The organism is Marmoricola sp. URHA0025 HA25, from assembly GCF_054059435.1.
On sequence record NZ_JBSSCD010000001.1, the window covers coordinates 2,834,881 to 2,859,153 of the forward strand.

The window sequence follows — 24,273 nt, forward strand, 5'->3', positions numbered from 1 at the left end:
AGAACCGGCCCGGTTTCGCCTTACCGGGATGGGAATCGGAGAACTTTCTCGAAGAATCTTCGTTCGGCTCTCTGCTGATGTCACCGGGTCTCGTCTGGTCGCTCGCAGGCTCGCTGCTCGACCACCGGTGGTCGGGTCTCCGTCAAGCTCACCGGGTTTCGAGACGGTCGCTGCGCGACCTCCTCAACCACCCGAGCAGCCGAACCGCACCCGATCGCCCAGCCCAGCCCCGCGGCGTACTGCGTCGTCGCTGCCAAGAACCCAACCACCCACGGACTCGAGGTCTCGACTGGCCGCTCGCAAGCTCGCTGCTCGACCACCAGTGGGTCCGGTCCCTGCCCAAGGTCACCAGGTCTCGACTGGCCGCTCGCGAGCTCGCTGCTCGACCACCAGTGGGTCCGGTCCCAGCCCAAGGTCACCGGGTCTCGACTGATCGCTCGCAGGCTCGCTGCTCGACCACCAGTGGTCCGGTCCCTGCCCGACCTCACCGGGTCTCGACTGGCCGCTCGCAGGCTCGCTGCTCGACCACCAGGGGTTCGGTTCCCTGCCCAAGGTCACCGGGTCTCGTTTGGTCGCTCGCAGGCTCGCTGCTCGACCACCCGGGGTCGGGTCCCTGCCCGACCTCACCGGGTCTCGACTGGCCGCTCGCAGGCTCGCTGCTCGACCACCAGTGGTTCAGTTCCCAGCCCAAGGTCACCGGGTCTCGACTGATCGCTCGCAAGCTCGCTGCTCGACCACCAGTGGTCGGGTCCCACCGGACCTCACCGGGTCTCGACTGATCGCTCGCACGCTCGCTGCTCGACCACCTGTCGGTTGGGGACCGCACCCGAGCGCCCAACCCTGCCCAGCGGCATACGCCATGGTCGCCGCCAATAACCCCGCCACCCACAGACCCCGAGGTCTCGCTGCTCGACCACCCGCAGAGGCGCTGCCAACAGCTACCGGACTGTCTGCGCGATCGTCCCGGAGCCGACCACCCGGGTGCCTTCGTAGATGACGCAGGCCTGACCCGGGGCGATGCCAGAGGCGGGGTCGCGCAGCGTGACCGAGAAGCCGGTGGCTGACGGGACCACGACGGCACCGTGCTCGTCGCCGTGGGCGCGGAGCTGCACGGTGCACTCGAGCGGCGCGGAGGGTGCGCCGGCGCACCAGAGCGGCCGGATGCACTCGAGGCCATCGACGGTCAGGGCCTCGCGCGGGCCGACGGTGACCGTGCCGGAGACCGGTTCGATGTCGAGGACGTAGCGCGGGCGACCGTCGTCGGCCGGTGTGCCGATGCGCAGGCCCTTGCGCTGACCGACGGTGTAGCGCCACGAGCCCTCGTGCGACCCGAGCACCTCACCCGAGGCCGAGTCGACGATCGCGCCGCCGCGGTTCACGTCGGAGAGCTTCTCCGCGAGCCAGCCACCGGTGTCACCGTCACTGATGAAGCAGATGTCATGGCTGTCCGGCTTGGCGGCGACCTGGAGCCCGCGGCTCGCGGCCTCCTCGCGCACGAGCGACTTGGGCGAGTCCCCGAGCGGGAAGAGCGAGTGGGCCAGCTGCTCCTGGGTGAGTACGCCGAGCACGTAGGACTGGTCCTTGCCGGCGTCGACCGCCCGGTGCATCTCGACGGTGCCGCCGGGAGCCGTCCGCAGCTGCGCGTAGTGACCGGTGACGACGGCATCGAAGCCGAGCGCGAGCGCCCGGTCGAGGACGGCCGCGAACTTGATCTTCTCGTTGCAGCGCAGGCAGGGGTTCGGCGTGCGGCCGCCGGCGTACTCGGAGAGGAAGTCCTCCACGACGGCTTCGTGGAACTGGTCGCTCAGGTCCCACACGTAGAACGGGATGCCGATGACGTCGGCCGCCCGCCGGGCGTCGTTGGCGTCCTCGATGGTGCAGCAGCCGCGGGCGCCGGTGCGGTAGGACTTCGGGTTGCGCGAGAGCGCGAGGTGGATGCCGGTGACGTCGTGCCCGGCCTCAGCGGCGCGCGCGGCCGCGACGGCCGAGTCCACGCCGCCCGACATCGCCGCCAGGACGCGCATCAGGCCCTGCTCCTCAACCCAGCGACCTCGAGCTGAGTCCGGCGGCGCGGGCCCGCTCGACGACCGGCCCGATGGCGTCGACGAGGGCGTGCATGTCGGCCTCCGTCGACGTGTGGCCGAAGGAGAACCGCAGCGAGGCGCGTGCCTGCTCGTCGGAGCAGCCCATCGCGAGGAGCACGTGCGAGGGCTGGGGTACGCCGGCGTTGCAGGCCGACCCGGTCGAGCACTCGATGCCGCGCGCGTCGAGCAGCATGAGCAACGAGTCGCCCTCACAGCCGGGGAAGGTCAGGTGCGCGTTGCCGGGGAGCCGGTGGTCGACCAGCGACACCGGGTCGCCGTTGTACGACGCCTCGGGCACCACCTCCAGCACCTTCCTCACCAGCCGGTCACGCAGCTCCGCGAGGCGCACCGCCAGGTCCGCCTGGTGCTTGACCGCGAGCTCGCAGGCGGTCGCGAAGCCGGCGATCGCCGGTGCGTCGATGGTCCCGGACCGGACGTCGCGCTCCTGCCCGCCTCCGTGCATCAACGCGGTCAGCTCGACCTCACGACGCAGCAGCAGCGCGCCGACGCCGTACGGGCCGCCGAGCTTGTGGCCCGTGAGCGACATGGCGTCCACCCCGGAGGCGGCGAAGTCGACCGGGATCTGACCGACGGCCTGGACGGCGTCGGTGTGCACCGGGATGCCGTGCGCATGGGCGATGGCCACCACGTCGGCGATCGGCTGGACGGTGCCGACCTCGTTGTTGGCCCACATCACCGAGACGAGCGCGACGCTCTCCGGGTCGGCCTCCACGGAGGCGCGGAACGCGTCGAGGTCGATCCTGCCGAGCGCGTCGACCGGGGTGAGCACGACCTCCGCGCCCTCCTCGTCGGCGAGCCAGTGCAGCGGGTCGAGGACCGCGTGGTGCTCGACCGCGGTGCTGATGATCCGGGTGCGGCGGGCGTCCTCGGCCGTGCGCTGCCAGAACAGGCCCTTGACCGCCAGGTTGTCGGCCTCGGTGCCCCCCGAGGTGAACACGACCTCGCCCGGCCGGCACCCGAGCACGCGCGCGAGGGTCTCCCGGGACTCCTCGACGACACGGCGCGCGGCACGCCCGGACGCGTGCAGCGAGTTGGGGTTGCCGACGTTCCCGAGCTGGGCGGTCATGGCCGCCGCCGCCTCGGGGAGGATCGGCGTCGTCGCCGCATGGTCGAGATACACGGTCATCGCTGGTCAAGCGTACGGCGTACCGGTCAATCGGCCCGCGCACGCCCACCCCGGCACCTACACTCCGGCCATGAACTCGGTCTCTCGGGCCTCGTGGCGCGCCCCGGCTCTTGCGTGTCTCGCAGTGCTGACCCTTGCGGGATGCGGGGCTTCCGGCGACCCAACGGCCGGCGCCACCACCTCGGCGCCCACCGTCGCCGTGCCGTCACCGACGGTCACCTTCACGGACGATCCGACGGACGACGCCACAGACGACCCCAGCGAGGACCCCACCGCCAGTGCGGACGTCCAGGTCGTGAAGATCAGGAAGTTCGGCGTCTCCTTCGAGCTCCCGAAGGGCTGGATCACGCTGGACGCGAAGAAGGTGCTCAACGGGGGCGTCAAGAACGCATTCCTCGCGGAGATGGCCGAGCGCCTCGGCGTCACCCAGCAACAGCTGCTGCAGTCGTTCTCGACGCTGGTGCAGACGTTTTCCGTCAGTGACGCGGGCGCGGTCCACGGGTTCCTCTCCAACGTGAACACCGTCGGCCAGGAGGGTGACGTCAACGACGACCAGCTCAAGCTGCAGCTCGCGACCATCGGGGCCAAGCCCGGAGAGCTGGGCCACGCCACCACCGATGCCGGTGAGGTCACCCGGATCCCCTACGTGCTCACCTCCAAGGCCGGGGTCACGATTCGCGGCGTCGCGCTGGCCGTGCACACCTCGTCCGCGACGGTCCTCATCACCGTCTCGTCGTCATCGGCATCGGAGTCCGGCCGGCTCGCAGACCAGGTCCAGTCCTCGCTGAAGACGCTTCCAGGGACCGCACCGGGGGCCTGAGCACTCAGCGCAGCGCCAGCCGCGCCACCAGCGCACGGTGGTCGGAGCCGCCCACCCGGAAGGTCTTCGTGGAGATGGCCGAGAGCTGACGGCTGACCAGCACGTGGTCGAGCGTGAGCACCGAGACCCCGAAGGGCAGCGCTCCGGCGGCATCCTCGGCGCCGGGCCAGGTCGGCTGCCAGCCCGAGTTGGCCTGGCGCGCGGCGTCCGCAAGGCCGAGCCCCAGCAGCCGGCGAATCGGCCCGTGGTCGAGCGTCGCGTTGAAGTCGCCGGCGACCACCAGCGGGCCCGCGGCATTGCGGACGACCTCGGTGATCAGCCGGAAGTCGGCTCGCCACTTGTCGGGCCAGCCCATCGGCTGCGACGTGTGCAGTCCGAGGAGGGTGAAGGGCCTCGGCGCCGCGACCCTCATCCCCCAGGCACCCTTGGACAGCGGCACCGCGGCCACGTCCTGCAGCGGGTAGCGGGAGAGCACCACGGTGCCGAACGCGCCGGGCTCCGGCAAGCCGGCCACGTAGGGCAGCTCCTGGCGGAGGCCGGCCAGCGCGAGGTACTCGTCCTCGGTGACCTCCTCCAGCACCACGACGCCGGCTCCGCTCTCGCGGGCGATCCGTACGACGTCCGCGGCGTCGGCCTGGCCCAGTCGCAGGTTCGACGTCATCACCGTGACGTCGGGTCGGCCGGACGCGTGCTGTCCGGCGTACGCCGGCACGAGCAGCGCCGCGTGCACCAGCACACCAGCCAGTGACACCAACGTCGTCACGGTGGCACCGGTGCGCATCCGGCCACGGAGCGACCGGCGCAGCGCGAACCACGCCGTCGCAGCGATCGCGTACCCGGTCAGCGCGAGCGGCACGAACGCGGTCGCCACCACCAGCGGCCGTGCAGGCGGCGTGAACAGACGGCAGCCGGTCAGCAGCAGGGAGACGGCCAGGGTCGCCGTTGCGACGAGCGCGACGGCGACCCTGGCCGTTCGTCGCAGCCAGGTCGGCAGGTCAGCCCTTGCGCTTGGTGACCTCGGCGGTGGCCGCCGGGAGCACTGTGTGCAGGTCGCCGACCACACCGAAGTCGACCAGCTCGAAGATCGGCGCCTCTTCGTCCTTGTTGACCGCGATGATCGTCTTCGAGGTCTGCATGCCCGCGCGGTGCTGGATCGCGCCGGAGATGCCGGCCGCGACGTACAGCTGCGGCGAGACCGTCTTGCCGGTCTGCCCGACCTGGAAGGCGTGCGGCTTCCAGCCGGAGTCGACGGCCGCGCGGGAGGCCCCGACGGCCGCACCGAGCGAGTCGGCGAACGCCTCGACCGGCTCGAAGTTGCCGCCGGTGCCGCGACCACCGGAGACCACGATGGCGGCCTCGGTGAGCTCGGGACGGCCGCTGGCCTCACGCGGCTGGGAGGCGACGATCTGCGCCTTCTTCGCAGAGTCGGAGATCGTCGCGGAGAACTTCTCGACCGAGGCGGCGCCGGCGGACTCCTCCGGAGCCGCGGCGTTCGGCTTCACCGTGATGATCGGCGTGCCCTTGGTGACCTTCGCCTGGACGGTGTAGTTGCCCGCGAAGACGCTCTGCGTCGTCACCGGGCCGGGGCTGCACGTCGATCGCGTCGGTGATCAGGCCCGACTCGAGCTTGATCGCCAGGCGACCGGCGATCTCCTTGCCCTCGCCCGAGGAGGTGATCAGGATCGCGTCGGGGTTGGCCTGCGCAGCGATCTGCTGGAGCACCTCTGCCTTCGGCGCGACCAGGTAGCCCTTGGTCTCGGTGTCGTCGACGACGTAGACCTTCTCGGCGCCGTACTTCTTGACCGCGTCGACCACGCCGTCGGCCTTGTCGGCCGCGCCGATGAACACCGCGGACGGCTCGCCGAGCCGCTTCGCGATGGTCAGCAGCTCCAGGGTCGGCTTCTTGACCGCGCCTTCGGCGTGGTCGACCAGCACCAGAATCTCGCTCATGTCTCTACGACCTCTCAGATGAACTTCTTGGAGGCGAGGAACTCGACCAGCGCAGTGGCGCCCGAGCCGTCCTCGTCGGTGACGATCTCGCCGGCAGTGCGCGGCGGGCGGGCCTCGGTCGCCTCGACCGCGGTCCACGCGGCCGCGAGGCCGACCTCGCCGGCGTCGACGCCCAGGTCGCCGAGCGACCAGGTGTCCAGCGGCTTCTTCTTCGCGGCCATGATGCCCTTGAAGGAGGGGTAGCGCGCCTCGCCCGACTGGTCGGTCACGGACAGCACCAGCGGTGCGGTCGCGCCGATGACCTCGGTCGCGGTGTCGCCGTCACGCTTGATCCGGAACTGGTCGCCCTGGCTCTCCACGACCGAGCCCAGGGTCACCTGCGGCAGGTCGAGCCGCTCGGCCAGCATCGCGGGTACGACGGACATGGAGCCGTCGGTGGACGCCATGCCGCAGACCACGACGTCGACCTTCTCCCCGCTCTCGCCGAGCTTCTGGATCGCCGCAGCCAGCACCTTCGAGGTCGCGGGAGCATCGGAGCCGGCGACCGCGTCGTCGACCACGTGCACCCCCTTGTCGGCGCCCATCTGGAGTGCCTTGCGGATCGCGTCCGCGGCCTGCTCGGGGCCGACCGTGAGCGCCGTCACGGTGACGGAGTCCGGCTCAGCGTTCTTCTCGCGCAGCTGCAGGGACTGCTCGACGGCGTACTCGTCGAGCTCGGAGAGCAGCCCGGGGACGGCGACGCGGTCCACGGTGTTGTCCGCCTCGAACTTCTGCTCGGCGGTCGCGTCGGGTACGTACTTCACACAGACGACAATGTTCATGGCAGATGACGGCCCGCGAGGGCCCCTCCTGGTCAGAGTTGGTTTCCTGTGCGGGGCGTCGCAGGCTCAGCCCCGGGATCAGGTTCGATCAGGTTACTAGCGAGTCGACCGACCAGAAACACCGTCCCGGGTGGGGTCGGTCACAACGCTCAGAGGGTGGAGCGTGGCGCGAGCAGCCGCTGCAGGTAGCGACCGATCGCGAGGTAGACGATCGCGGCGATGCCCCAGTTGACCACGGCGTCCTTGGTGGCGGCGTTGGTGCCGTGGAACTCGAAGATGCCGTTCTTGCGGCTGAACGGCCCGTCGATCACGTCGGCGAAGTTCAGCACGAACTTGACCAGCTCGTTGTCCTGGCTGACGTTGTCGCGCGCCGCCACCAGGAACGCACCAAGGGCGAGCACCACCGAGAACAGCAGGAACACGACCCGCAGGATCCGCGCCATCGTCTCGCGCAGCTGGTCCTTCTCCGCGCGCCGGGTCTTGGCACGCTCCGGGAACGGCTGGTCCGACTTCACAACTTTCGCCACCGGGGCTCCTCTGATGATCTCCGCTGGTTGCGTCTCGCTGGTCAACGACCGGGCATTCAGGACGTTAGGCGTACCGGGGGTCAGCGTCCCTCGAACTCTGCCTTCCCGGGACCGTTCTCGACAAATGAGCGCATCCCGGTCGTGCGGTCCTCGGTCGCGAACAGCGCGGCGAACTGCTGGCGCTCGATCTCGAGGCCGGTCTCGAGGTCGACCTCCAGGCCTCGGTCGATGGCCTCCTTCGCCGCGCGCACGGCGTACGACGCGGCGTGCGTGAACTGCTGGGCCCACGCGACGGCCTCGGCGTACACCTGCTCGGCCGGTACGACGCGGTCGGCCAGCCCGATCCGCAGCGCCTCGTCGGCGTCGACGAACCGGCCGCTGAAGATGATGTCCTTGGCCCGGCTGGGTCCGACGAGCCTGCTCAGCCGCTGGGTGCCGCCGGCGCCCGGGATGATCCCGAGCAGCACCTCGGGCTGGCCGAACACGGCGTTGTCGGCCGCGATCCGGTAGTCGGCGCACAGCGACAGCTCGCACCCACCTCCCAGCGCGTAGCCGTTGACGGCCGCCACGACGGGCTTCGGGATCCGCGCGACCGCGGTGAACGCGGAGGTCAGGCCGGTGGAGCGCTTGACCATGTCGGTGTAGGACATGTCGGCCATCTCCTTGATGTCCGCCCCGGCGGCGAACACGCGCTCACCTCCCCACACGACCACGGCCTTCACGTCGTCGCGCAGGCTCGCCTCGCCGGCCAGGGCGCGGATCTCCTCCTGGAGCTGCTCGTTGAGCGCGTTCATCTTCGGCCTGTCCAGCCGGAGCGTCCCGACGCCGTCGGCGACCTCGAGACGGACGAACTCGGTGGTGGCAACCTCACCCATGCGTGCAGACCTCCGCGGCGGACCGATGTGACCGGCACAACCTATCGCCGGACGGTGCCCGCCCGGCTGCAATGATCTCCCGGTGGCACTGGAGACCTGGGAATGGCACAGCCGTGAGGAGCACGCCCCGGTGTGGCCGGGCCAGTCCTGGCCGCTCGGAGCGACATGGTCGGAGGAGGCGACGAACTTCGCGGTGTACTCCCCCGAGGCGACCGCGATGTGGGTCAGCGTGTTCGACGAGGACGACCGGGAGACGTCGTACCAGCTGACCGAGCACACGCTCGGCACGTGGCACGGCGCCGTGCCCGGGCTTCCCGTCGGCACCCGTTACGGGCTGCGCGCCTTCGGCCCCTGGCAGCCCTCCCAGGGACTGCGGTTCAACCCGCACAAGCTGCTGCTCGACCCCTACGCCCGTGCTGTCAGCGGCGAGCTCGACCCCGTGCCGGCGATCTACGGCTACGACTTCGACGACCCGGAGCGGCAGAGCACGAGCGACTCGGCGGCGTCGATGCCGCGCAGCGTGGTGGTCCACGACGCGTTCGACTGGGGACCCGACGGCGACCCGCCGGTGCGACGCCGCTGGCGCGACACCGTGATCTACGAGCTCCACGTGAAGGGCTACACCAAGCTGCACCAGGAGATCCCCGAGGAGCTGCGCGGCACGTACGCCGGGCTCGCGACCCCGGTGGTGATCGACTACCTCAAGGAGCTCGGCGTCACGGCGGTCGAGCTGCTGCCGATCCACCAGTTCTTCTCCGAGCCCCGGCTGGCGCAGGACGGTCTGGTCAACTACTGGGGCTACAACTCGCTGGGGTTCTTCGCACCGCACGGCGCCTATTCGTCGTCAGGTGACCGCGGCGAGCAGGTCACCGAGTTCAAGCAGATGGTGAAGACCTTCCACGAGGCGGGCATCGAGGTGATCCTCGACGTGGTCTACAACCACACGGCCGAGGCGGGTGCGCTGGGTCCGACGCTGTCGTTCCGCGGTCTCGACGACCGCGGCTTCTACAAGCGCGTCGCGGTCGACCCCGACGACGAGGAGCAGGACATCCCCGCGCACGCCCGCTTCGACGACACCTACTGGGACGTCACCGGCTGCGGCAACACCGTCAATGCCGGCAACCCCCAGGCGCTGCGGCTGATCCTGGACTCACTGCGCTACTGGGCGACCGAGATGCACGTCGACGGCTTCCGGTTCGATCTCCTCTCCGCGCTGACCCGGTCGGGGTACTCCGTGGACATGTCCGGCCACCTGCTCACCACGATCGGGCAGGACCCGGTGCTGCGGCACGCGAAGCTGATCGCCGAGCCGTGGGACGCCTCGGGTGACGGCTACCGGGTCGGCGAGTACCCGCCGCCGTGGGTCGAGTGGAACGACCAGTTCCGCGACACCATGCGCGACTTCTGGCGCGGCCAGTCCGACGGCATCCGCACGGTTGCGACGAGGCTGGCGGGCTCGTCGGACCTGTACGCCGACGACGGCAGGTCGCCGTACGCCTCGGTGAACTTCATCACCGCGCACGACGGGTTCACGCTGCGCGACCTGGTCTCCTACGAGCACAAGCACAACGAGGCCAACGGCGAGGACAACAAGGACGGCACCGAGGACAACCGCTCCCAGAACTGCGGCGCCGAGGGCGAGACCAAGGATCCAGAGATCGCCGCCCGGCGGCAGCGCATCGCCGCCAACCTCATGGTCACGCTGTGCCTGTCCAACGGCGTCCCCATGATCACCGCCGGCGACGAGCGCGGCCGCACCCAGCACGGCAACAACAACCCCTACGCCCAGGACAACGAGATCTCGTGGGTCGACTGGCGGCCCGACGATGCGTGGCTGGGCATGTGGGACATCACCCGCACGGCGCTGAAGATCCGGCGGGAGCACCCCGCGCTGCGCCAGCGGCACTGGTTCGAGGGCCGGCCGGCGATCAAGGGCGGCCCCAAGGACCTGGCCTGGATCCATCCGGAGGGCCGGGAGATGACCGCCGAGGACTGGCACGACGACCAGCTCCGGGTGATCGGCATGTTCGTCTCCGGCGACCCGCTGCGCTCCCCCGGCCCCCGCGGCGAGCAGCAGCGCGACTCGTCCTTCCTGCTCTGGCTGAACGGGTCGACCGACGACTGCGAGGTCCGGCTGTTCGAGAACTCGTGGGTCCAGTCCGGATCCGTCGTGCTCTCGACCGACTCCGAGCTCATGTCGGGCACCGGTACGTCGGTGCGCGCCGGCGAGGCCTTCGTCCTGCGGGCCCAGTCGCTGGTGGTGCTCCAGGAGGACTGAGAAGTGGCGGCGGCGCACGGCGGGCAGCGTTTGTGCCCGCTCGGCATACCCGCGGGCAGCGTTTGTGCCCGCTCGGCGTACCCGCGAGCAGCGTTTGTGCCCGCTCGGCGTACCCGCGAGCAGCGTTTGTGCCCGCTCGGCGTCAGGCCAGGGCCACCAGCCCGAGCTCGGCGGGCGAGGCCAGCCCGGGGTGCTTGGGCAGCACCCGGACGGTGTAGCCGAACGGGCCGGGGCGGTCGAGCACCAGCCGTCCCTCGAACCGGTGCCGGCCAGCTTCGTAGGACTCCGCGACCTGCAGGTCGGCGATCGCCGCCGTCACCAGCTCGTCCTCGCCCTTGACCCGGCCGTGGACCACCTGCACCTCGACGTCGTCGATCCGCAGGTCGCCGAGTGACACGAACACCTGCAGGTCCAGGCCGCCGCCGACCTCCGGGGAGTCGGAGAGACCCGCGGTGTCGATGTGGTCGATGCGGACCTGGTCCCAGCCGGCGCGTACGCGGGCCTTGAACGTCGCCAGCTCGCGGGCGCCGTCGAAGGTCTCGTTGATCCCGCGTGCCGCGGCCGCCGCGGGCGCGTAGAGCTGCTGGACGTAGTCGCGCACCATCCGTGACGACAGCACCCGGGGCCCGAGCGACTTCAGCGTGTGCCGGACCATCTCGATCCAGCGGCTCGGCAGGCCGTCCTTGCCCTGGGAGACGGTGTCGTAGAACCGGGGCGCGACCTCGAGCTCGATGAGGTCGTAGAGGGCGTTGGCCTCGATGTCGTCACGAACGTGCTCGTCGGCGATGCCGTCGGCCGACGGGATGGCCCAGCCGTTGTTGCCGTCGTACCACTCGTCCCACCAGCCGTCGAGGATGGAGAGGTTGAGGGCGCCGTTGAGCGCGGCCTTCATGCCGGAGGTGCCGCACGCCTCGTAGGGCCGCAGCGGGTTGTTCAGCCAGACGTCGCAGCCGGGGTAGAGCGGCTGGGCCATCGCGATGTCGTAGTTCGGCAGGAAGACGATCCGGTGGCGCACCTCCGGGTCGTCGGCGAACCGCACGATCTCCTGGATCAGCGCCTTGCCGCCGTCGTCGGCGGGGTGCGCCTTGCCGGCGATCACCAGCTGCACCGGCCGCTCCGGGTCGAGCAGGATGCGCTTGAGCCGCTCGGGGTCGCGCAGCATCAGGGTCAGTCGCTTGTACGACGGCACCCGGCGGGCGAACCCGATGGTGAGGACGTCCGGGTCCAGTGCCGTGTCGATCCAGCCGAGCTCCGCCGGAGCCGCGCCGCGCTGCTGCCAGGACCGGCGCAGCCGGGCCCGGGCGTCGTCGACGAGCCGCTGGCGCAGCACCCGCTTGGTGGCCCAGAGCTCGTCGGAGGGGACCTTGTCCACGACGTCCCAGACGTTCGGGTCGTCGTTGCCGCCGCCGAAGGACGCCTCCGTCGCGCCGAACTTGGCGGCGAGCTCGAAGACCTCGCGCGCGACCCAGGTCGGAGCGTGCACGCCGTTGGTGATCGAGGTGATCGGCACCTCGGTCTCGTCGAACGCGGGCCAGAGCCCGTTGAACATGTGCCGGCTGACGTGGCCGTGCAGCTGGGAGACGCCGTTGGCGCGCTGCGCCAGCCGGAAGCCCATCACCGCCATGTTGAACACGTCGGGGTCGCCGCCCTCGTAGTCCTCGGTGCCGAGCGCGAGGATGTCGTCCACCGGTACGCCGGGGACGGGGCTCTGCGTGCCGAAGTACTGCGCGATCAGGTCGCGCGGGAACCGGTCGATGCCCGCCGGCACAGGAGTGTGCGTGGTGAAGAGCGTGCCGGCACGGGTCACCTCGAGCGCGGTCGCGAAGTCCAGGTGCGGGCCGCTGTCGGTGACCGAGAGCTCGCGGATCCGCTCCACCCCCAGGAACCCGGCATGCCCCTCGTTGGTGTGGAACACCTCGGGCGGCTCGGCGCCGGTGATCCGCGAGAACGTGCGCAGAGCGCGGATCCCGCCGACCCCGAGGAGCAGCTCCTGGAGGAGCCGGTGCTCGACGGTGCCGCCGTACAGGCGGTCGGTGACGTCACGCAGCGGCTCGGGGTTCGCCTCGACGTCGGAGTCGAGCAGCAGCAGCGGCACGCGGCCGACCTGGGCGACCCAGATCTGTGCGAGCAGCGGGTGGTCGCCGGGGATGTCGAGCGACACCTGGGCGCGGGAGCCGTCGGCCTCGCGCAGCGGCGTGATCGGCAGGCCGTCTGGGTCGAGCACGGGGTAGGTCTCCTGCTGCCACCCCTCCCGCGAGACCGCCTGCCGGAAGTAGCCGTGCCGGTAGAGCAGGCCGACGCCGACCAGGGGCACGCCCAGGTCGCTGGCCGTCTTCAGGTGGTCGCCCGCGAGGATCCCGAGGCCTCCGGAGTACTGCGGCAGGACCGAGGTGATGCCGTACTCAGGTGAGAAGTAGGCGACCGAGCGCGGCAGCGTGTCGCCGGCGGCGACCCTCTTCTGGAACCAGCGGTCGCCGGTCAGGTACTGGTCGAGATCCGCGCCGGCGAGCTCGAGCATGCGCAGGAACCTCTTGTCCTTGGCCAGCTCGTCCAGGCGATCGGGCGACACCAGCCCGAGCAGCTTCACCGGGTCGCGGCCGGATGCCTCCCACTGCTCGGCGTCCATCGCCGCGAACAGGTCCTGGGTCTCCGGATGCCAGGACCAGCGGAGGTTCGTAGCCAGCTCGAGCAGCGGCTGCAGCTCTGCGGGGAGGACGGGTCGGACCGTGAATCGTCGAATTGCGCGCACCGGACGACCGTAGCCGACATCGACTTGATCGTTCCAATTATCGGGGCGATCCGGGACCGGCCGGCCGGCCTCCCTCGAGGTGCAGGCCGACGCCGCCCCGGCCCGGGGCACCCCGATGGGTCACCATGAGCACCGCCCGGCTGCCGTCGAGCAGCCCGTCGAGCAGCCGCTCCTCGGTGTCGGCGTCGAGTGCGCTGGTCGCCTCGTCGAGCACGAGCAGCTCGGGGTCGCGCAGGAGCGCGCGGGCGATGCTCAGCCGCTGCTGCTCGCCACCGGAGAGCTCGGTGAGCTCGTGCAACGGGGCCTGCAGGCCACCCGGCAGCCGGCGTACGACGTCGGCGACCTGGGCGGCCTCGAGGGCCGACCACGCGTCTGCCTCGGTCGGGTCGGCGCCGGGCGCGACCGACCAGGCGAGGTTCTGCCACACGGTCCCGGGCACCAGCACCGTCTGCTGCGGTACATAGCCGATCCGCCGGCGCCACGAGGCCAGGTCGGCGAGCGGTACGCCGTCCACGCACACCTCGCCGCTGTCGGGACGCAGCAGCCCGAGAACCACGTCGAGCAGGGTGCTCTTGCCCGCGCCGCTCGGCCCGGTCACGACCACCAGCCCTCCGCGAGGGATCTCCAGATCGACGCCGGAGAGCGCCGGCGCGGCGTCCTCGGCGTACGAGACCGAGATCTCCCGCAGGCAGAGCAACGGGGCGTCGGGCGAGCGCTTCGCGGGCGCACCGGGCGCGACCGCGGCGGCAGGCTCGGGACGCGCGCGAGCCTCGGCGGCGAACGCGCTCAGCCGGTCGAGCGAGGCAGCGTCGTTCCCGAACTGCTGCGCGGAGGTCAGCAGTCCCTGTGCGGCACCGAGCAGCCGGGTCGCCACGACCGCGAGGGCGGCGAGCTCGGCCAGGGACATCCCGGCCGCCCGTCCGCCGAGGATCAGCGCCAGGACCGCGAGCACGACCGCGACACCGGCCGCGGCCGAGATCGCTCCGGCCCGCGTCACGAAGGACCGGCGGACCTCTCTCAGGCGCGCGGCTTCGCCCCCGACGAGATCGGACCATGCGGCCGATGCGTCGTGGGCACGCATCACCCTCAGGGAGGTGAGCGAGTCGCTGAGGGCGGCGCCGAAGTCGGCCATCCGGTCGCTCATCGTGCGGCCGAGGCGCGTGGCCCCCCGCGTCGAGCGGACAGTCACGAAGGCCACGAGGACCAGCGCGAGCACCGTGACGCCGCCGACCAGCGGGGCGAGCAGCACCGCGACGGCTGCGGTCGCCGCCAGGACGAGCGCGCCCACCAGGAGCCGGAGCACCATCGCGAGCGCGCTGTGCACCCGCTCGACCTCGGTGGTGAGGCTGGCGACGAGGTGGCTTCGGCGCTGGGTCGCCAGGAACGACCAGTCGGCGCGGTAGAGGTCGTCGATGAGCCCGAGCCGGAGCGCGTCGACGGTGGCCAGCCTGATGTCGACCGCGAGCACCGCGGCACGCCACTGCGCGAGCCCGCGCAGGCACACCACGGCGATCACCAGCGTGAACGCCTCGGCCAGGGAGAGGCGCAGGCTCAGGCTCGGTACGCCGAGGCGGGCGGACCCGTCGAGCGCCTGGATCACGGGCACCAGCAGGACCAGCCCGAGACCCTCCATCACCGCGACGACCAGCTGCAGCGCGATCAGGGTGGCGAGCCGGCCGCGGCCGACGGTCCGGGCCATCAGCGCCAGGCTGGCGCGCGCCTGCCCGATCACGCGCCCCGCCGTTCGCCGAGGTGGCTCAGGGACCGACGGGTCAGGTCGCTGGTCCTGTGCCCGATGCCCACCGGGACCCCTCGCCAGGCGGAGGCTCCCGGGACGTCCCGCACGGCCCATCCCGGGAGGATCACGGTGCTCACGGTGCGGGACACGTCCCGCGGAGTCCTGCTGGCGGCGAGCTGGTAGCGCACGTAGGGCCAGAAGCGGCTCCCGGGCCCACCCCACTGGTGCTCGTCGGTCTCCTGCCTGCGGACCGCGGCCGTGACCGTGCGGTCTCGAACGCGTGGGGACACCCGTGCGATGCGGTCGCGGACCCAGCCCGGCACGTCGGGCGGGAGTCCGACGAGGACATCGGTGACCAGAAGTGCCCGGACGGCCAACCCCGTCAGGTGGTCGGGGTCCCAGGCACCGTCGAGCCGGGCCGCGCGGCTGATGTCGACGAGCGAGCGGAGCCAGAGCCACTCGTCACGCGCCGCGTTCAGGCAGAGGTGGGCGAGTGCGTCACGCGGCGACAGGGTGGAGACCGCGACGCCGCCCAGGTCGACCACCTCTCGACGGCCCCACAGGACGTCGAACGGCGGGAGCCCGTCCAGGGTCGGATCCAGTCGCCAGTGCAGGTCGACCGAGCACGAGGCGCCGTAGAAGGTGAGCTCGTTCGAGGTGTGCAGGAGCCGCCGCCACGCCCAGGTGTCCCGCTCAGGCAGGGGCACCGACGAGCGCCAGCCCTCGGCGGCCAGGTGGTCGACCACGTCGTCGACCGAGCGGGCGTCCACCAGGATGTCCAGGTCGCCGAACCCGCGGGCACCGACGTCGCCCGTCGTCTGCACGGCGAGCGCCGGGCCCTTGAACGCCAGGAACGGGGTGTCCGCCGCGTCGAGCAGGTCGCGGACGTGGGCCAGCTCGAGGAGCTGCAGGGGGACCAGCTTGCGGCTCGCCGTACGCATGTGCGCGAGCCCGTCGAGCAGGCCGTCGGGCAGCTGCAGTGCGGCTGCCTGGTCGTGGACCAGCTCGACCACTCGCTGGCGAGCCGTGGCGGCGAGGAGGCTCCCCTCGTCGCCCACCGGCTCGCCCCGAACCGGATCGACCCCGTGCCCCGCCTCGGCGAGCAGGGCCGTCCGCACCCAGCCGCGCACGCGCCGGGTCACGGCCGGGGAGGGTTCCACGGGGACAGGCTAGGTGGGTGGGCACCGGTCGGGGATCGAAACTCGCGCAGTCCTCCGCCCGGGTGATCCGACTAGCCCATCTGGGCCATTTTTCCCTGCCGCGTGACGTAGGAGCCTCCTGTGTCGTTGTGTGGCCGAAGGGGAACAACCGACAGGAGCTGCACATGACCGGTTCGGCCAAGGCCTACAGTGCGCCTCGACTCGAGTCACTGAGCCTGCGCTCGACGCGGGACATCGACATCCAGGTGTTTCTGGGTGGTATCAACGCGCATGTCCACCTCGGGCTGGGCGGCCTGCTCAGCTGAAGGCACAACCCCAACTCAAGGCACCGGACACGGTGTCGGCCGAGGCCACGACCATGCCGACGCATCGCCTTCACAGACGCTTCGGACGCATGGTTCGTGGCTTCGTGCTTCTCGGACCACGTGACGGGACCCGTGTCGTCGTCGCCTGGACCCTCCTCGGCATCACCCGGTTCGCCATCCTGGTGCTGCCCTTCTCCGTCGTGCGCCGCGTCCTCGGCGAGCACCGGGGTGCAACCACGACCGGCGCCGTAGCGGCGCTCGATGACGCGACCGCGATCCGTGCGGCCCGGATCGCCGCGACCATCGGGTTCGCGGCCCGGCACACGCCGTGGCGCTCGGAGTGCTATCCGCAGGCCCTCACCGCACGTGCCCTCCTCGGCGGCGCCCGGGTGCCGCACGTGGTGTCCTTCGGCGTACGCCGTGACGGCGGTCAGCTCGTCGCGCACGCCTGGGTGCACGCCGGCGAGGTGACGGTCACCGGCGGCACCGGGCACTCCTACACCGAGGTCGGATCCTTCTCGTGGGCGCCGCGGTCGCCCCGGCTCCGGTGAACGCCGTGGCGGCCCCGCACGGCCGGTACCGCTGCTACGGCCTGACCATCGACAGCGAAATCCCACTTCCCGACCTGGGGCCGGCAGCTGCCCCGGGCACCGCTCCGGACGTGACGGTCCGCCGGGTCTCGCTCGGAGACCCACCCGCGTCCGCGACGCTGCTCCCACTGGGCCTCTGGCGCGACGCGGCCGACATCGGGCTCGTCGTGCCGGGCACGGGGTCGATCCTGGTGCGCGACGGACGCGAGATCCTCGTGGACGCGACCGCCGACGCCGATCCGGCGACGGTCCGCCTGTTCGTGCTCGGCACCGCCATGGGGGCGCTGATGATGCAGCGCGGCAACCTCGTCCTGCACGGCAACGCCTTCCGCGTCGGCGACGCGTGTGCCGTCGTCGTCGGACGCTCCGGGGCCGGGAAGTCGACCCTGGCTGCCGAGCTGATGCGACGCGGGCACGACGTACTCTCCGACGACGTGGTGCCGGTCGACGCCGTGGGCAACGCACTTCCCGGCTACCCGCGGATCAAGCTCTGGGACGACGCCGTGGCGCGGCTCGGGCTCGACAGCGCGGGCCTCGACCGGGTGACCACCTCGGTGGAGAAGTTCCAGCTGCCGATCTCGCGCCCGTGCACCGAGCCGCTGCCGCTGCGCTGGGTCTACGTGCTCGAGCGACACGAGCACCCCGAGCTCGTGGTCACCCCCGTCGGCGGGGCCGAGGTGTTCTCACTGCTCCACGAGCACACCTACCGCAACGAGCTCCTGGCGGGCGACGAGGTCCTGCGCGAGCACCTCACCCAGTGCGCCCGGCTCGCCGCCGGCACGCGGATCAGCCGGGTCACCCGGCCGGCCGCCACGATGACGGCAGAAGCCACCGCCGACGCCGTCCTTTCCGACATCATGGGCCGGTCCGATGCTGCCGGCACGACCAGGGAGAGCGCATGAACACCCGTCCGGCCGAGGAGGCCACCTACGTGCGCCGTCCCGGCCTGCACGCCGTCGAGATGGACGGGGAGCTGGTGATGATGGGCCTCGAGCAGGGTGAGTACTACGGGCTGCGTGACGTCGCCGCGTCTCTGTGGCAGCACCTTTCCGAGCCCCGCACGACCGAGCAGCTGTGCGGCCTGGTGGCCGACGAGTACGACGTGACCTCCGAGGCCTGCCGCGAGGACGTCGTCGCCTTCCTCGACGAGCTGGCCGCCAAGAAGCTGGTCGAGCGCCACTGACGACGGATTCAGTTGCGTGACGGCTCTTCGGCGACGGATACTGCATGCCAATCCCCCCTGTTACCACGCATCCCGTCACGGAGGCACCGATGAGCGTCACGCACGAGCACCGCACCGGCGGGCCGGCCCTGCCCCAGGAGCGGCGGCTGGTGACCGAGATCCCGGGTCCGCGGTCGCGCGAGCTGCAGCAGCGGCGGGTGGCGGCGGTCGCGGCCGGCGTCGGCAGCGTGCTGCCGGTCTACGTGACCGCGGCCGGCGGTGGCGTGGTCGTCGACGTCGACGGCAACTCCCTGATCGACCTCGCCTCGGGCATCGCGGTCACCTCGGTCGGCAACGCCGCGCCGCAGGTCGTCGCGCGGGTCACCGATCAGGTCGCGGCGTTCACCCACACGTGCTTCATGGTCGCCCCCTACGAGGGCTACGTGGAGGTCTGTGAACAGCTCGCCGAGCTCACGCCGGGCACGCACGCGAAGAAGGCCGCCCTGTTCAACTCCGGGGCCGAGGCGGTCGAGAACGCCGTGAAGGTCGCGCGCGTGCACACCGGACGCGACGCCGTGGTCGTCGTCGACCACGCCTACCACGGCCGCACCAACCTGACGATGGCGATGACCGCGAAGAACATGCCCTACAAGGAGGGCTTCGGTCCCTTCGCCGGCGAGGTCTACCGCGCGCCCGTCTCCTACCCGTTCCGCGACGGGCTCAGCGGCTCCGAGGCCGCCGCGCGCGCGATCGACATGATCGACAAGCAGGTCGGCGCCACCAACGTGGCGTGCATCGTCGTCGAGCCGGTGCTGGGTGAGGGTGGCTTCATCGTGCCGGCGCCCGGCTACCTCCCGGCGCTCGCCGAGTACGCCGCCGCGAAGGGCATCGTGTTCGTCGCCGACGAGATCCAGTCAGGGATGTGCCGCACCGGCACCTGGTTCGCCAGCGAGCACGAAGGCGTCGTACCCGACCTGGTGACGGTCGCGAAGGGCGTGGCCGGTGGGCTTCCGCTCGCGGCCGTGGTCGGTCGCGCCGAGATGATGGACGCCGTCCACGCCGGCGGGCTCGGCGGCACCTACGGCGGCAACCCGGTCGCGTGCGCCGCCGCCCTCGGGTCGATCGCGACGATGAGGGAGCTGGGGCTGGACGCGCGAGCCCGCGAGATCGAGGCGCTGCTCGTCGGACGGCTGCGTGAGCTGGCCGCAGCGTTCCCGGCCATCGGCGAGGTCCGCGGCCGCGGCGCGATGGTGGCGATCGAGATCGTGGAGCCGGGCACCACCGTCCCCGATCCGGCGATGGCGGCGCGGCTCAGCGCGGGCTGTCACCAGGCCGGTGTCCTCACCCTCACCTGCGGCACCTACGGCAACGTGCTCCGGTTCCTCCCGCCCCTGGTCGCACCGGACCACCTGCTCCACGAGGCGATGGACGTGCTCGCCGAGGTCGCGTCGATCTGAGCGACGCAGTCTAGGGCCGGCGGCGGGCGCGCACCACGAGCCAGGCGACGACCGGCAGCAGCGCGGCCAGCACCGCGAGCACCACCTGGCCCGCGGTGGTCACCTCGCGCGGCCTCCGGTGGTCGATGCCGTAGTGGCCGCCCCCCATCAGCGTGTAGCCGCGAAGCGTGGTCACGATCGAGAAGACGCATGCGGCCGTCCAGACGACGGCGGCTGCGACCCACGTCCGGTCGCGGCGCAGCGCCCGGACGACGCCCCACGGACCGACGGGGAGCAGGAAGGAGAAGATCAGCAGCTCCGAGACGCGCGCAGACACGCGCGCATCGTATGCGTCAGGTCGCGAGCTCCTGCTGTCCCCATGGACTGCCGTAGGCGGTCAGCAGCTCCAGGAACGGCACCGCGTCGAACGCCTCCGGTCCGAGCACGCCCGCACCCGACCAGGCGCCGGTCGCCAGCAGCTCGAGGGCGACGACCGGGTTGACGGCCGTCTGCCAGACCACGCACTGGTGGCCGTACTCCTGCATCGACCAGTCGTTGTCGACCACGTGGTAGAGGTACGTCGACCGCGGCGCGCCGTCCTTGCCCGTGCCGGTCACCCACAGTCCGGCACACGTCTTGCCCTTCATCCGCGGTCCGACGGTCGCGGAATCGGGCAGCACCGCTGCCACCACGTCACGGGGCGACACCTCCAGGCCCTTGACCCGCACCTTCTCGGTCCGGTCCAGGCCGAGCGTGTGCAGCACCTTGAGGATGTTGATGAACTCGTCGCCGAGCCCGTACTTGAAGGTGGCCCGCTTGCAGTCCACCCACCGGGGCATCAGCAGCACCTCCTCGTGCTCGACGTTCACGCACTCCACGGGGCCGATCCCCTCGGGGAAGTCGAATACCTCGGGCTCGCTGAACGGCGGCGTCGTGAACCACTCACCCTGCCCTGATCCGTCACCGGCCCAGATCACCGGCGGGTTCAGGCACTCCTCGATCGTGGTCCACATCGAGAACGACGGCGCGAAGATCTCGTTGCCGTCGTCGTCGGTGACCACGAGATTCGCGCCGTCGCGCGTCCCGAGCTCGTCGATCTCGGAGAAGAGGTGGTCCGCGGCGTACCGTGCGAAGACGTCGGAGAGCCCCGGCTCGACGCCGATCCCGACCAGTGCCAGCCGGCCCGCGGACTCCCAGTCGCCGGCGGCGGCGAACTGCTCGTCACCGAGCTTCACGCCGGTCTTCGAGTACGGCGCCTCCGGGTGCGGCTTCGACAGCGACATCGCCATGTCGAGGTAGTCCGCGCCGGCCGCGAGAGCGCCCTCGAAGACCGACATGTTGAACACCGGGTCCACGGCGTTCATCACATGGGTGATGCCGTGCTCGCGGCACAGCGCCGTCACCGACTCCGCCGAGGAGGCATCGATCCGCGCAGCGACGTACCGGTCGTCGGTGGCCGCCGCCTTCGCGGCCCGTTCCGGGTCGTAGTCGGCGACGACGACCGTCTCGAAGAAGTCCCGGCGTGCGGCGATCGCGGTGAAGGCGCCGCCCACTCCACCGACACCGATCAGGAGGATCCGCACGGCTCAGCCCTCGCCCAGGAAGGACATCACGTGCTTGATCCGGGTGTAATCCTCCAGGCCGTACATCGACAGGTCCTTGCCGTAGCCGCTGTGCTTGAACCCGCCGTGCGGCATCTCGGAGATGAACGGGATGTGGGTGTTGATCCAGACCACCCCGAAGTCCAGGTCGCGGCTCATCCGCAGCGCCCGCTGGTGGTCCCTGGTCCACACGCTCGCGGACAGGCCGTATTCGACGCCGTTGGCCCAGCGGAGCGCCTCGTCCTCCACGGCGAACCGCTGAACGGTGATCACCGGGCCGAAGATCTCGTTCTGGATCTGCTCGTCGTCCTGGCGCAGACCGGAGAGCACCGTGGGCTGGTAGAAGTAGCCCTCCTCGCCTCCGGACACCTGGGCGCGACCCCCGCCCGCCTCGACGCGGGCGTGGTCGGGCAGCCGGTCGACCATGCCGCTGACCCGGGACAGCTGGTCGGGGTTGTTCAGCGGGCCGTAGAGGACGTCCTCGTCGTCGGGCATCCCGGTCCTGGTGTCGCGCGCCTGCTCGGTGAGTGCGGCGACGAAGTCGTCGTGGATCCGCGGCCCGGCGAGCACCCGGGTCGCCGCCGTGCAGTCCTGACCGGCGTTGAAGTAGCCCGCGGTCGCGATCGCCTCGGACGCTGCCTCGAGGTCGGCGTCGTCGAAGACGATCACCGGTGCCTTGCCGCCGAGCTCGAGGTGGACCCGCTTGACGTCCGCCGCGGCGGCTCCGGCGACCTCCATGCCGGCCCTGACGGAGCCGGTGATCGAGACCATCTGCGGCGTCGGGTGCGAGACGAGCAGCCGACCGGTGTCCCGGTCGCCGGTGACGACGTTGAGGACGCCCGGCGGCAGGAACTCCTGGCAGATCTGGGCGAGCAGCACCGACGACGCCGGCGTCGTGTCGCTCGGCTTGAGCACCACGGTGTTGCCGGCGGCGAGTGCCGGCGCGATCTTCCAGATCATCATCATCAGCGGGTAGTTCCAGGGCGTCACCTGGCCGACCACACCGACCGGCTCCCGCCGGATCCACGAGGTGTGGCCCGGGAGGTACTCCCCCGCCGACTTGCCCTCGAGCACCCGGGCGGCGCCGGCGAAGAAGCGGAAGTGGTCCGAGCTCGGCGGCAGCTCCTCCGACGCGGTCAGGCCGATCGGCTTGCCGGTGTCCTTGACCTCGACAGCGGTGATCTCCTCCGCGCGCGCGTCGATCGCGTCGGCGATCCTCAGCAGCGCCTCGCTGCGCTCCTTCGGCGTCGTCCGGCCCCAGGTCTCGAAGGCGGTCGCGGCCGCGGCGTACGCGCGGTCGACGTCCTCGGCGCCGCTCGTGGGCGCCGTCGCGTAGACGGCGCCGGTGGTCGGGTCGACGACGTCGTAGGTCGCGCCGGACGCGGCATCGACGAGCTCGCCGCCGACGACGTTCTGCAACAGCGTGGGGGGATCGGTAGGTGCCATGGCGCAAGTCAAGCCGGACGCGTGGGCGCCGGTCAAGCGACTGACAACGAAATCCGCAGGTTGAATCGCTCCTCACCAGCGATTGCGTCGCCAATGGGGCGATGGAGTGACGGATTCACTTGCCGAACGCGAGGGCACTTGGCAGACTGGCCGCCATGACCGAACCGAGCTCCAGCGGCACCCAGGACGCCGGCCAGCAGGCCGCGCGTGACCACCTCTGGATGCACTTCACCCGGCACTCCTCCTACGACCAGGCCGAGATCCCGACCATCGTGCGGGGCGACGGCGCGTACATCTACGACTCCCACGGACGCCGCTACCTCGACGGGCTCTCGGGCCTCTTCGTCAGCCAGGTCGGGCACGGGCGCACCGAGCTCGCGGAGGCCGCGGCCAAGCAGGCCGCAGAGCTGGCGTTCTTCCCGCTGTGGTCCTACGCCCACCCCGGTGCGGTCGACCTGGCCGCCCGCGTCGCGGGCTACGCCCCCGGCGACCTCAACCGCGTCTTCTTCACCACCGGCGGCGGCGAGGCGGTCGAGTCGGCGTGGAAGCTGGCGAAGAACTACTTCAAGCTCACCGGCAAGCCGGGCAAGCACAAGGTGATCAGCCGGGCGATCGCCTACCACGGGACCCCGCACGGCGCCCTGTCCATCACCGGGCTCCCCGGGATGAAGGCCCAGTTCGAGCCGCTGGTTCCCAGCGCCTTCCGGGTGCCGAACACGAACTTCTACCGCGCACCGGACCAGTTCCAGACCGGCGGCCCCGACGACGAGCGGGCCTTCGGTCGCTGGGCCGCCGACCGGATCGCCGAGGTCATCGAGTTCGAGGGGCCCGACACGGTCGCGGCGGTCTTCCTGGAGCCGGTGCAGAACTCAGGTGGCTGCTTCCCGCCGCCGCCGGGCTACTTCGAACGGGTCCGCGAGATCTGCGACGAGTACGACGTGCTGCTGGTCAGCGACGAGGTGATCTGCGCCTTCGGGCGGCTGGGCCACATGTTCGGGGCCGAGCGCTACGGCTACCAGCCCGACATCATCACCTGCGCCAAGGGGCTGACCTCCGGCTACTCGCCGCTCGGCGCGATGATCGCGACCGACCGCCTGTTCGAGCCGTTCGCCAAGGGCACCGAGTCGTTCCTGCACGGCTACACCTTCGGCGGCCACCCGGTCTCGACCGCGGTCGCGATGGCCAACCTGGACATCTTCGAGCGCGAGCAGCTCAACGAGCACGTGCGCGACACCGAGGGCGACTTCCGGGCCACCCTGGAGAAGCTGCTGGACCTGCCGCTGGTCGGCGACGTCCGCGGCGACGGGTACTTCTTCGGGATCGAGCTGGTCAAGGACAAGGCGACCAAGGAGACCTTCGACGACGCCGAGTCCGAGCGGCTCCTTCGCGGATTCCTCTCCAAGGCGCTCTTCGACGCCGGGCTCTACTGCCGCGCCGACGACCGCGGCGACCCCGTCGTGCAGCTGGCGCCGCCCCTGATCTGCGAGCAGTCGCACTTCGACGAGATCGAGTCGACCCTCCGCTCGGTGCTCACCGAGGCCGAGAACCATCTCTAACGGGTCAGCCGGCGAACACCTGAGGTCT

General features: G+C 71.1%; 20 protein-coding genes and 1 pseudogene. 8 read left to right on the plus strand and 13 right to left on the minus strand.

The window, feature by feature from the left end; all coding sequences use genetic code 11:
* Positions 1-938: 938 nt before the first annotated feature.
* Both mnmA and ACVW00_RS13935 read right to left on the minus strand, forming a co-directional pair.
* Complete coding sequence (gene mnmA / locus ACVW00_RS13930) at positions 939-2,024, minus strand: tRNA 2-thiouridine(34) synthase MnmA (protein WP_457111498.1); 1,086 nt, start codon at positions 2,022-2,024, stop codon at positions 939-941.
* Between the two features lie 13 nt (positions 2,025-2,037).
* Positions 2,038-3,231 carry a cysteine desulfurase family protein gene (locus tag ACVW00_RS13935; protein ID WP_457111499.1) on the minus strand — a complete coding sequence of 398 codons (1,194 nt, stop codon included), beginning with the start codon at positions 3,229-3,231 and terminating at the stop codon, positions 2,038-2,040.
* A 70-nt stretch (positions 3,232-3,301) separates the two neighbouring features.
* Between ACVW00_RS13935 and ACVW00_RS13940 the strand changes: the two genes are divergently transcribed.
* A complete protein-coding gene (locus tag ACVW00_RS13940; protein ID WP_457111500.1) occupies positions 3,302-4,051 on the plus strand; it encodes a hypothetical protein in 750 nt (249 codons plus the stop codon).
* Between the two features lie 4 nt (positions 4,052-4,055).
* Here the strand turns inward: ACVW00_RS13940 and ACVW00_RS13945 are convergent, their stop codons facing one another.
* The 5 genes and pseudogenes from ACVW00_RS13945 to ACVW00_RS13965 form a co-directional block, all read right to left on the minus strand.
* On the minus strand, positions 4,056-4,922 hold the full coding sequence (locus tag ACVW00_RS13945) for an endonuclease/exonuclease/phosphatase family protein (RefSeq protein WP_457111501.1): 867 nt from the start codon (positions 4,920-4,922) through the stop codon (positions 4,056-4,058).
* Positions 4,923-5,046: 124 nt separating this feature from the next.
* A pseudogene (locus ACVW00_RS13950) lies at positions 5,047-6,001 on the minus strand (electron transfer flavoprotein subunit alpha/FixB family protein).
* Positions 6,002-6,015: 14 nt separating this feature from the next.
* Entirely contained in the window at positions 6,016-6,804 is a 789-nt protein-coding gene (locus ACVW00_RS13955; protein ID WP_457111502.1) for an electron transfer flavoprotein subunit beta/FixA family protein, read from the minus strand.
* 167 nt (positions 6,805-6,971) lie between these two features.
* Positions 6,972-7,349, minus strand: a complete 378-nt coding sequence (locus tag ACVW00_RS13960) for a hypothetical protein (protein WP_457111503.1) — start codon at positions 7,347-7,349, stop codon at positions 6,972-6,974.
* An 80-nt stretch (positions 7,350-7,429) separates the two neighbouring features.
* Positions 7,430-8,224: an enoyl-CoA hydratase/isomerase family protein gene (locus tag ACVW00_RS13965; RefSeq protein WP_457111504.1), complete on the minus strand. Its 795-nt coding sequence runs from the start codon at positions 8,222-8,224 to the stop codon at positions 7,430-7,432.
* Positions 8,225-8,306: 82 nt separating this feature from the next.
* Between ACVW00_RS13965 and glgX the strand changes: the two genes are divergently transcribed.
* The gene (gene glgX, locus ACVW00_RS13970; RefSeq protein ID WP_457111505.1) at positions 8,307-10,502 is read left to right on the plus strand and encodes a glycogen debranching protein GlgX; all 2,196 of its coding nucleotides are present in this window, start codon (positions 8,307-8,309) and stop codon (positions 10,500-10,502) included.
* A 142-nt stretch (positions 10,503-10,644) separates the two neighbouring features.
* Here glgX and glgP read toward each other — a convergent pair whose 3' ends face one another.
* From glgP to ACVW00_RS13985, 3 genes are read right to left on the minus strand one after another with little or no spacing between them, the layout of a single operon-like run.
* A complete protein-coding gene (gene glgP, locus ACVW00_RS13975; protein WP_457111506.1) occupies positions 10,645-13,251 on the minus strand; it encodes an alpha-glucan family phosphorylase in 2,607 nt (868 codons plus the stop codon).
* 37 nt (positions 13,252-13,288) lie between these two features.
* A complete protein-coding gene (locus ACVW00_RS13980; protein WP_457111507.1) occupies positions 13,289-14,950 on the minus strand; it encodes an ATP-binding cassette domain-containing protein in 1,662 nt (553 codons plus the stop codon).
* Positions 14,951-14,979: 29 nt separating this feature from the next.
* A complete protein-coding gene (locus ACVW00_RS13985) occupies positions 14,980-16,149 on the minus strand; it encodes a nucleotidyltransferase family protein (RefSeq protein WP_457111508.1) in 1,170 nt (389 codons plus the stop codon).
* A 164-nt stretch (positions 16,150-16,313) separates the two neighbouring features.
* On the opposite strand from ACVW00_RS13985, the gene ACVW00_RS13990 reads away from it, so the two are divergent.
* The 5 genes from ACVW00_RS13990 (at position 16,314) to gabT (ending at position 19,663) form a co-directional block, all read left to right on the plus strand.
* The gene (locus ACVW00_RS13990) at positions 16,314-16,454 is read left to right on the plus strand and encodes a hypothetical protein (RefSeq protein WP_457111509.1); all 141 of its coding nucleotides are present in this window, start codon (positions 16,314-16,316) and stop codon (positions 16,452-16,454) included.
* Positions 16,455-16,543: 89 nt separating this feature from the next.
* Positions 16,544-17,005, plus strand: a complete 462-nt coding sequence (locus ACVW00_RS13995; protein WP_457111510.1) for a lasso peptide biosynthesis B2 protein — start codon at positions 16,544-16,546, stop codon at positions 17,003-17,005.
* Positions 16,975-17,946 carry a hypothetical protein gene (locus ACVW00_RS14000; protein WP_457111511.1) on the plus strand — a complete coding sequence of 324 codons (972 nt, stop codon included), beginning with the start codon at positions 16,975-16,977 and terminating at the stop codon, positions 17,944-17,946. Before ACVW00_RS13995 ends, ACVW00_RS14000 begins: the two co-directional genes overlap by 31 nt.
* Complete coding sequence (locus ACVW00_RS14005) at positions 17,943-18,227, plus strand: PqqD family peptide modification chaperone (RefSeq protein WP_457111512.1); 285 nt, start codon at positions 17,943-17,945, stop codon at positions 18,225-18,227. Before ACVW00_RS14000 ends, ACVW00_RS14005 begins: the two co-directional genes overlap by 4 nt.
* A gap of 89 nt (positions 18,228-18,316) precedes the next feature.
* Positions 18,317-19,663, plus strand: coding sequence for a 4-aminobutyrate--2-oxoglutarate transaminase (gabT, locus tag ACVW00_RS14010; protein WP_457111513.1), 1,347 nt, complete (start codon positions 18,317-18,319; stop codon positions 19,661-19,663).
* 10 nt (positions 19,664-19,673) lie between these two features.
* Here gabT and ACVW00_RS14015 read toward each other — a convergent pair whose 3' ends face one another.
* From ACVW00_RS14015 to ACVW00_RS14025, 3 genes are read right to left on the minus strand one after another with little or no spacing between them, the layout of a single operon-like run.
* A complete protein-coding gene (locus ACVW00_RS14015) occupies positions 19,674-19,979 on the minus strand; it encodes a hypothetical protein (protein WP_457111514.1) in 306 nt (101 codons plus the stop codon).
* Positions 19,980-19,995: 16 nt separating this feature from the next.
* Positions 19,996-21,225: a saccharopine dehydrogenase family protein gene (locus ACVW00_RS14020; RefSeq protein WP_457111515.1), complete on the minus strand. Its 1,230-nt coding sequence runs from the start codon at positions 21,223-21,225 to the stop codon at positions 19,996-19,998.
* 3 nt (positions 21,226-21,228) lie between these two features.
* Complete coding sequence (locus tag ACVW00_RS14025; protein WP_457111516.1) at positions 21,229-22,689, minus strand: gamma-aminobutyraldehyde dehydrogenase; 1,461 nt, start codon at positions 22,687-22,689, stop codon at positions 21,229-21,231.
* A 155-nt stretch (positions 22,690-22,844) separates the two neighbouring features.
* Here ACVW00_RS14025 and ACVW00_RS14030 point away from each other — a divergent pair, with 155 nt between their 5' ends.
* Positions 22,845-24,245, plus strand: a complete 1,401-nt coding sequence (locus ACVW00_RS14030; protein ID WP_457111517.1) for an aspartate aminotransferase family protein — start codon at positions 22,845-22,847, stop codon at positions 24,243-24,245.
* Positions 24,246-24,273: the final 28 nt, after the last annotated feature.